13 protein-coding genes and 1 pseudogene are annotated in these 13,217 nt (G+C 59.0%); 8 read left to right on the top strand and 6 right to left on the bottom strand.

Features of this window, described 5'->3' with window-relative positions:
* The first annotated feature begins 9 nt into the window (after nt 1–9).
* Both ACLBVC_RS21460 and ACLBVC_RS21455 read left to right on the top strand, forming a co-directional pair.
* Entirely contained in the window at nt 10–780 is a 771-nt protein-coding gene (locus ACLBVC_RS21460; RefSeq protein ID WP_410151319.1) for an ABC transporter ATP-binding protein, read from the top strand.
* Between the two features lie 213 nt (nt 781–993).
* Nucleotides 994–1,122, top strand: a pseudogene (locus tag ACLBVC_RS21455) (GNAT family N-acetyltransferase); the annotation flags it as partial.
* Nucleotides 1,123–1,135: 13 nt separating this feature from the next.
* On the opposite strand, the gene ACLBVC_RS21450 reads toward ACLBVC_RS21455, so the two are convergent.
* The 6 genes from ACLBVC_RS21450 to ACLBVC_RS21425 form a co-directional block, all read right to left on the bottom strand.
* Nucleotides 1,136–2,065 (bottom strand): DMT family transporter, encoded by a 930-nt coding sequence (locus tag ACLBVC_RS21450; RefSeq protein WP_410151294.1) that lies wholly within the window; start codon nt 2,063–2,065, stop codon nt 1,136–1,138.
* Nucleotides 2,066–2,129: 64 nt separating this feature from the next.
* Nucleotides 2,130–3,914 (bottom strand): ABC transporter permease subunit, encoded by a 1,785-nt coding sequence (locus ACLBVC_RS21445; protein ID WP_410151293.1) that lies wholly within the window; start codon nt 3,912–3,914, stop codon nt 2,130–2,132.
* Nucleotides 3,914–5,422: an ABC transporter substrate-binding protein gene (locus tag ACLBVC_RS21440; protein WP_410151292.1), complete on the bottom strand. Its 1,509-nt coding sequence runs from the start codon at nt 5,420–5,422 to the stop codon at nt 3,914–3,916. The genes ACLBVC_RS21445 and ACLBVC_RS21440 overlap by 1 nt, the downstream gene beginning before the upstream one ends.
* Before the next feature lie 13 nt (nt 5,423–5,435).
* Nucleotides 5,436–6,674 (bottom strand): MDR family MFS transporter, encoded by a 1,239-nt coding sequence (locus ACLBVC_RS21435; protein WP_410151291.1) that lies wholly within the window; start codon nt 6,672–6,674, stop codon nt 5,436–5,438.
* A gap of 4 nt (nt 6,675–6,678) precedes the next feature.
* Nucleotides 6,679–7,500 (bottom strand): ABC transporter ATP-binding protein, encoded by an 822-nt coding sequence (locus ACLBVC_RS21430; protein WP_410151290.1) that lies wholly within the window; start codon nt 7,498–7,500, stop codon nt 6,679–6,681.
* Nucleotides 7,500–8,318 carry an ATP-binding cassette domain-containing protein gene (locus tag ACLBVC_RS21425; RefSeq protein WP_410151289.1) on the bottom strand — a complete coding sequence of 273 codons (819 nt, stop codon included), beginning with the start codon at nt 8,316–8,318 and terminating at the stop codon, nt 7,500–7,502. The genes ACLBVC_RS21430 and ACLBVC_RS21425 overlap by 1 nt, the downstream gene beginning before the upstream one ends.
* 272 nt (nt 8,319–8,590) lie before the next feature.
* Between ACLBVC_RS21425 and ACLBVC_RS21420 the strand changes: the two genes are divergently transcribed.
* Genes ACLBVC_RS21420 through tdcD form a run of 6 tightly spaced genes read left to right on the top strand, consistent with a single transcriptional unit; the run spans nt 8,591 to nt 13,196 of the window.
* Complete coding sequence (locus tag ACLBVC_RS21420) at nt 8,591–9,709, top strand: 1-propanol dehydrogenase PduQ (protein ID WP_410151288.1); 1,119 nt, start codon at nt 8,591–8,593, stop codon at nt 9,707–9,709.
* Between the two features lie 38 nt (nt 9,710–9,747).
* Nucleotides 9,748–10,425, top strand: a complete 678-nt coding sequence (gene pduL, locus ACLBVC_RS21415; protein WP_410151287.1) for a phosphate propanoyltransferase — start codon at nt 9,748–9,750, stop codon at nt 10,423–10,425.
* 28 nt (nt 10,426–10,453) lie between these two features.
* On the top strand, nt 10,454–11,164 hold the full coding sequence (locus ACLBVC_RS21410) for a flavoprotein (RefSeq protein ID WP_410151286.1): 711 nt from the start codon (nt 10,454–10,456) through the stop codon (nt 11,162–11,164).
* A gap of 13 nt (nt 11,165–11,177) precedes the next feature.
* On the top strand, nt 11,178–11,444 hold the full coding sequence (locus ACLBVC_RS21405; RefSeq protein WP_410151285.1) for a EutN/CcmL family microcompartment protein: 267 nt from the start codon (nt 11,178–11,180) through the stop codon (nt 11,442–11,444).
* A 9-nt stretch (nt 11,445–11,453) separates the two neighbouring features.
* Entirely contained in the window at nt 11,454–11,954 is a 501-nt protein-coding gene (locus tag ACLBVC_RS21400; protein ID WP_410151284.1) for a GlcG/HbpS family heme-binding protein, read from the top strand.
* Nucleotides 11,955–11,996: 42 nt separating this feature from the next.
* Nucleotides 11,997–13,196 (top strand): propionate kinase, encoded by a 1,200-nt coding sequence (gene tdcD, locus ACLBVC_RS21395; RefSeq protein WP_410151283.1) that lies wholly within the window; start codon nt 11,997–11,999, stop codon nt 13,194–13,196.
* The last annotated feature ends 21 nt before the right edge of the window (nt 13,197–13,217 follow it).

Raw genomic sequence — 13,217 nt, 5'->3', positions numbered from 1 at the left:
CAAAAAATCATGATCGACGTCCGCAACCTGAACCTCACATTTGGCGAAGGCGCGAAAATCACGCAGGTGCTGACGGATGTCAATATCGCCGTGCGCGAAGGCGAAATTTTCGGGCTGGTCGGCGAATCGGGTTCGGGAAAAACCACCGTCCTTAAATGTCTGGCGGGGCTGTTTACCCACTGGAAAGGGGAGCTGGAAATCGACGGGCAGCAACTCGAACAACGGATTGGCCGAGAGCGTTGCCGTCTGGTGCAGATGGTCTTTCAGGATCCGTACGGTTCGCTGCATCCGCGCCATACCATCGGCGATATTCTGGAAGAACCGCTGCAAATTCACCGCATCGATCAGCGGGATGCGCGCATCAACGCTATCCTGGAAAAAGTCGGTCTGAACCGCGCCTTTCGCAGCCGCTATCCGCATCAGCTTTCCGGCGGACAGCGCCAGCGCGTGGCGATTGCCCGCGCGCTGATCCTCAAACCGCGGGTGTTACTGCTCGACGAACCGACCTCGGCGCTGGATGTTTCCGTGCAGGCTGAAATCCTCAATTTGCTGTTCGATCTTCAAAAAGAGGAAGGACTGACATACCTGATGGTCACGCACGATCTCGGCGTTATCGCGCATCTCTGCCAGCGCGTGGCGGTGATGAAATACGGCAAAATCCTCGAAACGCTGGAAACCGATGCACTTCTGCGTGGCGACATTCAGGACGACTACACCCGCGTTCTGGTTGACGCCAGCCGCGATTACAGCCGCGAAATGGCGGCGAAAGTGATGTTGTGAAAAACACGGACTTCTCGTTCATAGGGCTATCAGCCGTATAACGTTGACGTTTCAGCCAGCGCGTAAAGTGCTGGATACGGCTGATAGCCGTATCTGAATCGAGAGATCATCATGTCTAAAGAAGCGGTGTTCCCTCGTGACGCAAGAAATATAAAGAGTGCGCGTGTTTAGCTGAAGACCAGTCCGGATTTGAAAGATATGTTGCGCTAAGCGTATCTGGATGCCGATCCCGCCGTGATTAATTTCTATGCCGGGTTGGGATTTGCCCAACTGGATGCACTGCCGAATGCATTAGGGGCAGTGCCCATGCTCCTCGGGATTCAGCATATTCTTGCCGCCTGAAACCGCGGGGGTATTAACCCCGCCGTTTCGCAATCCATCCACGCAAAATTCCTTCGGCGCTGACGGTCACAATCCCCAACATAATCAGCAACGCACCGAGGATGAAATTCACTTTCAGCGGTTCGTGCAGCAACACTACGCCCGCGATGATGCCGAAGACCGGCGTCATGAAGGACAAAATGCCCAGACGCGACGCCTGATAACGGCGCATCAGGCTGAACCACGCGAGGTAGCTGGCGAAGGTGACGATGACGGTCTGGAACAGCATACTGCTGACGGAAACCGGGCTGAGGCGAAAATGCGTTTGTCCGGTCAGCCATGCCAGCCCGCCGAGCAGCACGAACGCGCCTGCCAGCTGATAAAACAATGTCATCGTTGCACTGCCAGACGATAATTTACTGCGGCGCACGACGATAGTGGTCATGCCCCAGAACATGCCGGCCAGCAGACCGAAAAAATCCCCGAGCAGCATATTGCTGGCCTGCGGTGCAGTGGCTGAATGCCCGCCAAACAAAAATGCCACAATCACGCCGATAAACGTGATGCCAACGCCCGACCACTGCAGCGCGCTCAGCCGTTCTTCCGGCACCAGAAAATGCAGCCCCAGTGCGGCAAAAATCGGCGCGGTATACAGAAATACCGCCATGTGCGCCGCCGTGGTGAAGCGTAATCCTTCGGCGACAAACATAAATTCGATGGAAAACAGCAGGCCGACAAGCAAACCGGGGCGCAGGGTTTCATGGCTGAACGGGATTTTCCGCTGGCGCACCAGCATCAGGATCAGCACCGCCAGCCCGGCGATCCCCGAACGCAGCGCGACCTGCAACAACGGCGTAATATCAGCCGCCGCGCTTTTGATCGCCACCTGCTGTACACCCCAAATTACACACAATCCTACCATCACGCTGGTAGCCATTCCGTCCAGCGGTTTACGCGCTTCCATTTCCATTCATCCGGTAAAAACTCAGGCCGACAGCTTAGCGCGAAACTAATGATTCAGAGAACGCTCAGTGTGCGGTGGCGCGTTTTTTCCAACGCAAACCGCTGAGTGTGACGGCCATGACGGAAAGCACGGCCAGCGCGGCAGCAGGGGCAAAAACGCTCCACCATGCGCGCTCGATATACGGCATGCCTTCGGCCAGCACGCGTCCCCATTCCGGTACCGGCGGCGGTGCGCCCAGCCCGAGAAATCCGAGTGACGCCAGCGCCAGCGCGATCCCCGGTAAACGTAACATCGCATGGCGCAGTAGCGGGCCACACAGCGCGGGCAGCACGTAAAACACTGTGCGGCGGATGGCGCCCACGCCGACGACCGGCAGCATTTTCATGTACGGGCGCGCCTGAATTTCGCTGACCAGCGCAGCGGTATGTGCCGCGAGCGGTGCCCAGCTTACGGCGGTGACAGCAATCGCCGCGCCGGTCGCGGTCGGGCCATTGACAGCGGCGACAACTAATCCGGCAATCACCGGCGGCAGCGCGTTGGTGACTTCAATCGGTCCGGTCATCGCGCGGGGAAATGCACCAATCAGCAGACCGGCGGCGAGACAAATCAGCGACACCGCCAGCGCCTGCAAACAGGTGTTGAGCGTGCCGTGCGCCACGCGGGCGAGAAGGTCGCGCCCCATCGCATCGGCCCCGAAAGGCAGCGCCAGTGACGGCGATTGTAAGCGCAGATACTCCGACGCCAGCGGGTCACGCGGCAAACCGGCGAGCACCATCATCAGCAGAATCCCCAGACACAGCAGCGGGATCCACACCCGCTGTTTTTCCGGCTGAGCAGTCTGCGCCGGCACCGGCACCGCGCCGAGTTGCAGCGCCCGCCCCAGCAATAGACGGCGTCCGCCGCCCGCCAGCGTTCCCATAACTGACGCCAGCAACAGCAGGATCAGCACGCCCGTCTGCAAGGCCGGTAAATCTCCGGCAGCCGCCGCGCCCAGCGTGGCGCGTCCGAGTCCGGGAATGGCAAAAACCTTTTCCACCGCGATGGCGCCGCCGGTCAGCGAAACCAGCACCAGCCCGGTTAGCGGCATAACGCCCGGCAGCGAACGGGCGATCACCGCCAGCGCGGTATGGCGGCGCGAAATACCCAGCACGCTCCAGGTTGTCAGCCAGCTTTCGCCAAAGGTTCCGGCTAGCGCATCGGAATACAGCCTTCCCAGATAACCACCCGCAGGCAATCCCAACGCCAGCGACGGTAAAACCGCGTACTGCCAGCCGAGCCAGCCGTAAGGCGGAAAGAATTGCAGCCAGACAGCGCCGGTGATCAGCAAAAGCGACGCCAGCAAAAACTCCGGCAGCGCGGTCAGCAGGGCGGCGAAAAAGCCTGCGGGGCGCGGCGTATGACCGCGTAACCCGCGCATCAATGTGCCAGCACACAACAGCAGCGCGAGCACCAGCGCCACCAGCGCCGACGATGCCATTAACGTCAGCGAAACGCCGGTCGCCCGCAGCATGCCCGGCAAGACCGGCAATCCTGAAACCCACGAAACGCCCGCATCGCCTTGCAGCAAACCGCCGAGCCAGTGCGCCAGTGCGTGCCATGGTCCCTGATCTAACCCAAGCGACAGCCGGATAGCGTTCAGCGTTTCCGCCGTTGCTTCCTGCTCGCCGGAACGGGCGCGCAGCAATGACAGCGCCGGATCCGTGCCGGACAGCCACGGCAGCAGGCCAATCAAAACCACAACGGCGGCCAGCGTCAGCACGCGAGAAATCAGCGGTATCAGCGTGTTCGACGGGCGCGGACGTAACCGGCTGACGCCCGCGCAGGTCCGGCAATATATCGATTCGCTCATCAGTCGGCCTGAGAGTTGCGCTGTGTGGCGGCGTTGATCAGCGTGCGTTCACGCGGGTCACGCAGCGCATCACGGACATTTGCGGCTTCGCCCTGGATCACGCGCTCATGCAGCATCGGAATGGCGGCGTCGGTGGCGAGGATCTGATTTTCAGCCAGCATAATGGCCCTGCGACGCGCTTCTCCGGCGGGAAAGGCGGAGGCGCGTTGTAGTGCTTCATCAATTTCCGGACGGCAAAGTTGCGCGATGTTGAACGACCCTTTGCAGGAGAAATCGCTGTAGAGATACGCCACCGGATCGCCGGAATCCAGCACCGTCGCGCGGGATAAAATAAAGGCGTCGAATTTACCCGCGAGCGCATCGGTTTCAATTTGCGAATACTCGCGCACCACCTGTTTCACAGTAAATCCGGCGGCGGTGAGCTGTTGCGCCAGATACACCGCCACTTCCGGGAGTTCGGCGCGGTCGCTGAAGGTCGCCAGCGTGATGGTTTCACCGGCCGGTTTACGCGCCGTCGCCGGATGCGCGACCGGTTGGCGTAACGGCGCCGCCCACGGCAGCGCGGGGCCGAGCAGACCTTGCGCCACATCGGCGCGTTTTTCATAAACGTTATCCACCAGTTGCTGACGATTGATGGCTTCGCGCACCGCCGCCCGCAACGCCGGATCCTGCATCACGCCGAGCCGCGTGTTGAGATACAGCGTGTTAGTGCGAGGCATCGGCACCTCGTGGATTAAGCGTTGATCGAGCAACGGTGCCTGAGATACCGGAATGGCTTCGACAATATCTGCCGTACCGGTGCGTAATGCCGCGCCACGTGCCGTGCCGTCCGGCACAAAACTGACATCGATGCCGCTGGCTTTGGCTTTTTCGCCCCAGTAGCCGTCAAAGCGCTCGAGCCTGGCACTGCTGGTGCCGTCAACCTGCACCAGTTCAAACGGGCCGGAACCGGTGTGGCGCGGGTCAACCACGCCGCTGGCGTTGTAGGCTTTTTGCGACAGAATCGCCAGCTGCGGGCTGGAGAGGCGCTGCGGCAGCAGAGGATCGGGCTGCGCTGTGGTGATAATCACAGCGTATTCGCCGTCAGCTACAGCGGTGAGATGAACGCCGTCGAGAATGCGCGGCTTCGGTGCTGCACGGGCGGCAACGGTCAGGGAATTTACGACCGCCGCCGCATCCAGCGCCGTGCCGTCGTGGAATTTCACAGCATGGCGCAGCTCGAGACGCCAGCTGTTTTCGCCGGTTTGCTGCCATTTTGTCGCCAGCGCCGGTTGGGCTTCACCGAGCTTATCGAGCACCACCAGCGTTTCCGCCGTGCTCCAGCGCGAGAGCTTGAACGCATCGTCGCTGAGCGGCGTCAGGCCGGAACGCGGCGGTTGCAACATCGCCAGCCGCAGACGGGAATCTGCACTATTTTCGGTGGTTTTATCGGCTTCATTAAAGCAGCCAGTCAGTAAAAGTGCAGCAGAAAGCAGCCCGGCCAGCGGGCTTAAACGTAACGCAGACATCAGAAGTTCCTTGTCAGATTGCAGGAGGAGGCAGCTGGCGGCAGATTCGCCACATTGCCAGCGCGCTTAAAAACGGAACGGCGGCCAGCGCCAGCCAGGGGATCACCGCACCGGGCGACGGCACCAGCGCATCATCGAGCAATCCGCCGAGCAGGAAATTTCCCGCCAGTACTGCGATACCGCCCATCGACGAGAGCGCTCCGTAATGCGCGCCGAGATTGTGCTGCCCGGCGAAACGCGGAATTAAATCCATGCCCACCGGCACAATCAGCATCTGCCCGACGGTCAGCAACGTGATCAGCAAAACTGACGGCAACAGGCGCAACCAGCCTTCCGGCGGCACGGTCCAGGCAAACATCGCCACGGCGGCAAAGGCGGAAGAAAGCAGAAGAAAACCGGCGGGCAAAATGACCCGCGCGCCAATGCGGCGGGAAAACCGCGCCAGCGGCATTTGCAGTACGATCACCAGAACCGATGCCAGCACAAACAGCGGCCCAAGATCTTGTTCGCCGCCGCCGGAACGACGCAGTTCCACCGGCAGCGCCAGATACAACTGGTTGTAGCTGAACAGATACGCGCTGTAGGCCACGATGAACGCCACGAAACGCGGCTGACGGAAGGTTTCCCACCACGGCACAATTTTCAGTTCGGCAGCGCGCTTCGGCGCAGCGGGCAGAGTGAAAAACAGTACCACCAGTGCAACCATAAATAAGCCGGAACCGGCCAGCGCCACCGGCTGGAAACCGTAGCCGGAAAGCAGCGAACCGAGCAGCGGCCCGAGCACTGCGCCGAGTTCCGCACAAACGGCTGACAGCGCAAACCATTCGGCGCGGCTGCGTTTTCCGGCTTTCTCGCTGTGCGTTCCGGCCTGCGCCAGCAGGGCTTCAATCGATGGTGAAAACAGCGCGCCGCCTATGCCGGTCAGGCAGGCACCGAGTATCACCGGCGTCAGCGTGTCGGAAAGCCCGAGCAAAAGGTATCCGGCTATGCGCACCACGCAGCCGCAGAGGATAACGATCCGCGCGCCGAAACGGTCGGACAACGCGCCGCCGAGCAAAAACATCCCCTGCTGCGAGAAGGTGCGCAGGCCGAGCACCAGCCCGATCGCCCAGCCGGAAAGCAGCATGTCATCGCGCAGAAACAGGGCGAGAAACGGCACCACTGCGTAAAAACCGATGTTAAAGACCAGATTGCTGCCCAGCAGCAGCGGAGGCCAGGGCGCAGACGTGCGGATTTGAGAGCGGGTGAACATCGGGTTATCCGTTAACGGTCAAAGGTAAATGAGGAACAGCCGCCAGCAACTGGCGGGTATGCGAATGGCGCGGAGCGAGCAGCGCATCCTGCGTCGGGCTGTCTTCGATAATTACGCCATCGTGCATGATCAGCAGGCGTTCGCACAGCCCGGCAACCATCGAGATATCGTGGGTGACCATCAGCAGCCCCATGCCATTTTGTTGCGTAATCTGTTGTAAAAGTTGTTTGATTTGTTCACGCAGCGGTAAATCCAGCCCGCTGACCGGCTCATCGGCAATCAGAAATTCCGGGCGGATTGCCAGTGCGCGGGCAATCGCCACGCGCTGTGCCTGCCCGCCGGACAGCGCACCCGCCGCGCGATACATCAGCATTTCCGGCAGGCCAGCCTGCGCCATTACCTGCGTCACGCGCGCTTTTATCCCGCCCTGAAAACCCAGACGCTTCAGCGGTTCAGCGATAATCTGCCCGACATTCTGATTGGGCGGCAGTGAACCGGCCGGATCCTGCGGAATGTATTGCACCCGCCGGCGGTATTCACGCAGCGAACGGGCAGAGCCGGGCCGGACAGGTTTTCCGTTGCAAAACACATCGCCGCTGTCCGGCGCGTCCATCGCCAGCAAAATTCTCAGAAGCGAGGATTTCCCGCAGCCGGAAGCGCCCACCAGCCCGACGCGTTCGTGGCGACCCATGCGTAACGATAAATGTGAAAACAGCGGTGCTGATTCTTGTTTTTTTCGCCAGAAAAAACCCGGAACGGTCAGATTTCGGCTGACGTTGTGAAGGTGCAAAAACGGTTCGGTGACGAGTTGCAGTGAAGGATTCATCAGACGGCCACCGCGCTTAACGTGGAGGCATTCCCATGCAGTGCCGCGCTGTGTTTTGCCGCCTGAACCAGACGCCTGGTGTAGGCGTGTTGGGGATTATTCAGTAGCTGTGCCATCGGGGCGGACTCCACCACACGCCCGTTTTCCATCACCAGCGCCCGTCCGCAAAGTTGCGCGGCAACGGCGATGTCGTGCGTGATAAACAACAGCGCGCGCGGTTGTTGAATATTTTCACAGACATCACGCATTACCTGCAAAACCCGTTGCTGCGTGAGCACGTCGAGCGCGGTGGTCGGCTCATCGGCCACCAGCAACGCAGAAGATGACTGCATTGCCAGCGCGATACACAAACGCTGCCGCTGGCCCCCAGAAAGTTCTGCCGGATACCGCGCCGTAAAGTTTGGGATTTCACCCAGTCCGACCCGTTCAAGCATTTCAGCAACTTTGTCCGCGCTGGCCGCAGGCAGGGCGAGATTCAGCTGTTTGCCGAGGGTCATCAGGGGATTCAGCGCGGTGGAAGAGTCCTGAAACACCGTCGCGACGCGGCTTAGCGCGCAGCGCGCCACAGGATGTTTACCGCAGACTTCAATGCCGTTTACGCGAATGTTGCCGCTGAGCTTTGCGCCCGCAGGCGGCGTGCCGGTGATCGTTTTCGCGGTCAGCGATTTGCCCGAGCCGGAAGCGCCGATCAGGCAAACCCGTTCGCCCGCGTTTACTGAAAAACTCAGATCGGCGACACGTTTTTCACCCGCGATTTCCAGCGTAAGCCCCTGAACCTCAAGGACCGGTTCGACATTTTTTGCCCTGTCAGCAGTCATTCCCTTCAACCTGTTCATCGCAGTGGTGTATTTGATATGTGATAACATAACAAATTGTGTCAATTTGATGCAAAAGGTTTTGTGAGTTTTTATCCACTGCTTGTTGTTTCACGTCCTGCACTTTTTTGCCCACTCCGAAAACAACAGGGCAAAAAAGTCCTCCACCTGCACAACCCTGAGCAACGCCCCGGCTGGCCGCCAATGTTAGGTTAAAGGCATCTTTTTACGGCCGCGTTTTGCATGCAGGTCATCTGAGTAAGGTAGCTGAATTAATGGCGAATTCGTTTTTCTCCAGCCCGCGCGTGTATTTCGGCGACGGGGCGTTAACTGCGTTAAACACCCTCAATAATAAAAAGGTCGCGATAATCACCGACGCTTTTATGGTGAGCTCGGGAAAGGCCGCTTCCCTGAGTGCGCATATGCCGCGCGCGACAGTGTCGGTTTACGGTGACGTTAGGCCGGATCCGGATATCGACATTCTGAAAGAGGGCGCAGCGCAATTTAAAACCTTCAGGCCTGACGTGATTATTGCACTGGGCGGTGGCTCCTCGCTGGACGCAGCAAAGGGCATAAAAGTGACGCTCGAAGAGCACTATCAGCAGCACCGGATTGAGCTGATTGCGATCCCGACCACCAGTGGTTCGGGTTCCGAAGTGACGTCATACGCCATTATTTCCGACCCGCAGAATGGCCGTAAATATCCGCTGGTATCACAGTCGCTGGTCCCGGATATCGCGATCCTGGATCCGCAACTGGTGCTGAGCGTGCCGCGCCATATTGCCGTCGATACCGGCATGGACGTGCTCACACACGCCATCGAAGCGCTGGTTTCAACCGGTGCGAATGATTTCAGTGATGCGCTGGCAGAAAAAGCCATTGCGCTGGTGTGGCGCTATTTGCCGCAGGTTTACAGCAACGAACAGGACATCTGCGCCCGCACACATATGCATAACGCCTCGTGTATGGCAGGCATGGCGTTTAACTCAGCCGGACTGGGGCTGGTTCACGGAATGGCGCACGCCCTCGGCGGGATGCTGCATATTCCGCACGGTAAAATCAACGCCATGCTGCTGCCGCTGCTGATTGAATTTAACAGCGAACAGGCCAGCGCGCAGACCACGGAACGCTATGTGAAACTCGGGAAAATCCTGGGGATTGAGCAGGGTTATGCGTCGCAAATTATCGCGCAGACCGTGGCGAGAATTCGCGCGTTAAACCAGCACTTTGGTATTCCGGCAACCTTAAAAGCACTCGGCACCGACAGCGCAATGTTTGAGTCGTTGCGCCAGCCGCTGGTCCACGCCACGCTGGCGGACGGATGTACAGCGTCGAATCCGCGTCAGCCCACAGAACAAGATATCGACCGGCTGCTTACGCAGATCGCCGGATAACCCCATTTTCTTACTTACCGATCAGGGTCGTTTACGTCATGAATTACAGCCAGCAACAAGCGCAGTGGATCACACAGCAAATCGTGCAGGAACTGGCGGCCGGAGGACAATTGCCGCAGCTGGCTACCGCCGGAAATGCCCCGCATCTGCAAGTGCCGGTCGGCGTTTCAAACCGCCATATTCATCTGTGCCGCGAAGACATGGATGTGTTGTTTGGCGCAGGCTCCACGCTGACGCGCATGAAAGCGGTGAAACAGCCCGGCCAGTTTGCGGCGGAAGAAACGGTGACACTGCGCGGCAAAAAAGGTGACATCAGTAATGTGCGCATTCTCGGGCCGCTGCGCAGCACCACGCAGATTGAGATTTCGGTGGCCGACAGCTTTGTGCTCGGAGTGAAAGCGCCGTTGCGCATGTCAGGCGATCTGCTCGATTCGCCGGGGCTGGAGATTATTGGCCCGCGAGGACAAGTGGTAAAACCGCACGGCGCGATTGTTGCCTGGCGGCATATCCATATTTCGCCGCAGGAAGCCGAGCTGCACGGCTTACGCGACGGAATGGAAATTAATCTTGCAGCCGGAGGGCAACGTGCTGGCGTACTGAGCCACGTCGTGGTGCGTGTCAGCGCCGATGCGGTGCTGGAATTGCATATTGATGTGGAAGAAGCCAACGGCTTCGGCCTGCGCAACGGCGATTACGTCAGCCGCTATACCGGATAGTTATTTACCGGCCAGAAAGAGGAAAACCATGGAAAGTCAGGTGCTGTCCCGGTGGCTTGATACGGTTATCGCCAACCTGCTGGCAGAAAAAAAGCAGACGGTGAAAACCGTGCGCGTGGTGATCACCGGCAGCGATGTGACCACGTTACCGGTGACGCTGCGCGGCATGCTGGCACTTGAACACGCGGGTTACCGGCTTCGGGTCGCGTTCTCTCACAGTGCGATCCTCGGCGGTCTAAAAACCGCCTTGCTTGCTGAAATGAAGGATGGCGTGATTGTCGATGACAAATGTGCTGACGAACCGCTTGCGGACGGAGAGGATTACGACAGTCTTTATCTGCCTGCGCTTTCGGGCAACAGCCTGACCAAGATTGCGCTCGGCATTCGCGACAATCTCGCCACCGGCTGGGTTTTTCATGCGCTGCAGAAGCAAAAATACGTGGTTGTGACCTTGCCCCCTGAACTTCTTAACGCGGCTGACAGTGGATTTCCACTGCCGCTGATGGCGCGTCTCACCGGTTATGCGGATGTGATCAGGCAATACGGTATTGCGGTGACGGGGACAAATTCGGATGTGCAGGCCAGTGCAAACATCACCACCGGCAAAAAAAGGCTGATCACCCTCAGTGATATCCGCCAGCACCGTACCACGCAGCGGTTACGTATCGACAGCAACACGCTGATCACGCCTGCTGCGCAGGATGAAATTCGCCGACAGAACATCACCGTGATCCGGTGAACCGGGAGGGAATATGTATCTGGCAAAAGTCACCGGCGCGCTGGTTTCCACGACCAAGCACGCCTCACTTAACGGCACAAAATTACTGATGGTTGCACGGCTCGATGAACATTATCAGCCGACCGGCAGCGCGCAGGTCGCCGTGGATTTTGTCGGTGCGGGCAATGGCGAGATCGTCATTATCACCACCGGCAGCTCGGCGCGCATGAGTAACACCAAAGAACATTCCGTGATTGATGCCGCGGTGGTGGGCATCGTTGATCCGCACGAACTGTCTTGAGGAACCTCTATGCCAGCACACGATGAAATGCAGCTCGACGGCTGGATCCAATCGGCCATTTCTGCTCAAAACACGCCATCACGGCGGACGATGAGTCTGGAGGATTGCGCGGCAATGGCGCAGTACGCGGCGCGGGAAGCGCAGGCCATCGGTATTCCGATGGTGTTCAGTCTGGCCAATGCCTGCGGGCATCAGCGTTACTTTTTCAGCATGGAAGAAGCGCTGCTGGTCAGCCACCGGCTTGCCACGGAAAAAGCCTGGACCGCCGTCGCGCTGAAAATGGCGACGCATGAACTTGCCATGCAGATACAGCCCGGCGAGGAACTTTACGGGCTGCAACAGGCAAGCGGAATTTGCTGCATCGGCGGTGGCTTACCGTGCTGGTCAGACGGGGTACTGCTGGGCGCGATTGGCGTAAGTGGCGGGACGGTGGAACAGGATTTAACCGTGGCGCGCAACACGCTCCGGCGTTTCAGTGCCGCACGTTACGCGGTTACGCCCTCGCGCTGACAAACACTCTTCTTAAACCGGTAATGATTAACAGGGGTCATCATGTCCTTCGCTTCACTGATATTGGTTATTAACTGCGGGTCATCCTCGCTGAAATTTTCGCTGATCCCGGTCGGGGACGGTGCACCGGTGCTCTCGGGGCTGGCGGAAAGGCTGGGGCTGGACAATGCGACGATGACGCTCAAAGACCTGACCGGCCAGAAATCCACGCTCGCGCTGAGCGAGGCGAGCCACGTTTGCGCGCTGAAAACGTTATTTAGCGAACTGGCCGAGCGCCAGTGGTTGCGGGCGGTACATGCCATAGGCCATCGCGTGGCGCACGGGGGCAGCGAGTTCAAACAGTCAGTGCTGATCAGCCCGGAGGTCATTGAAAAAATCCGCGCGCTTTCCGCACTGGCACCGCTGCACAATCCGGCCAATCTGACGGGTATCGAAGCGGCGATTGCGCTTTTGCCGGATGTCGCGCAAATCGCGGTGTTCGACACGGCGTTTCACCAGACGCTGCCGCCTGCGGCTTACACTTATGCGATCCCGCATGAATATCAGGAACGTTATCAGGTGCGGCGATACGGTTTTCACGGTACGTCTCACCGGTATATTGCCGCACAGGCGGTATCTTTGCTGGCTCTGGACCCGGACGACCACGGCATTCTGATTGCGCATCTGGGTAACGGTTCTTCTGTGTGTGCGGTGCAGAACGGAGAAAGTGTGGATACGTCGATGGGCATGACGCCGCTGGAAGGGCTGGTGATGGGGACGCGTTGCGGCGATCTGGATTTTGGTGCGGCGGCGCATATCGCGGCCTGTACCGGGCAGACGATGGATGCACTGTATAAAATGGTGAATAAGCAGTCCGGTCTGTTCGGATTGTCCGGAATATCGAGCGATTGCCGGACATTGCAGGTGGCGCGCAGCAACGGCGACCCGCGTGCCACACTGGCAATCGACGTGATGGTCCACCGGCTGGCCCGCCATCTGGGCGGGCATCTGGCGTCGCTTAAACGCCTGGATGCCCTGATTTTCACCGGCGGCATCGGCGAGAATTCTGCGCTGGTACGGGAACTGACCATTGCACGCCTGAGTGTTTTTGGTCTGAAGCTGGACGCACAAAAAAATCAGGAAACCTGCGGTGGCCGTTTTGGGCTGATTTCACAACCGGATACGCCGAAAATTGCCGTGATCCCGACCAATGAAGAAAAAATGATTGCCCGTGATGCGCAGGCTATTTCCACCGCCAGGTAATCCCGGATTCTGATTATTAAG

The organism is Rahnella selenatireducens, assembly GCF_046449555.1.
GTDB lineage: Bacteria > Pseudomonadota > Gammaproteobacteria > Enterobacterales > Enterobacteriaceae > Rahnella > Rahnella selenatireducens.
This window is presented reverse-complemented; position numbering and strand designations above follow the sequence as displayed.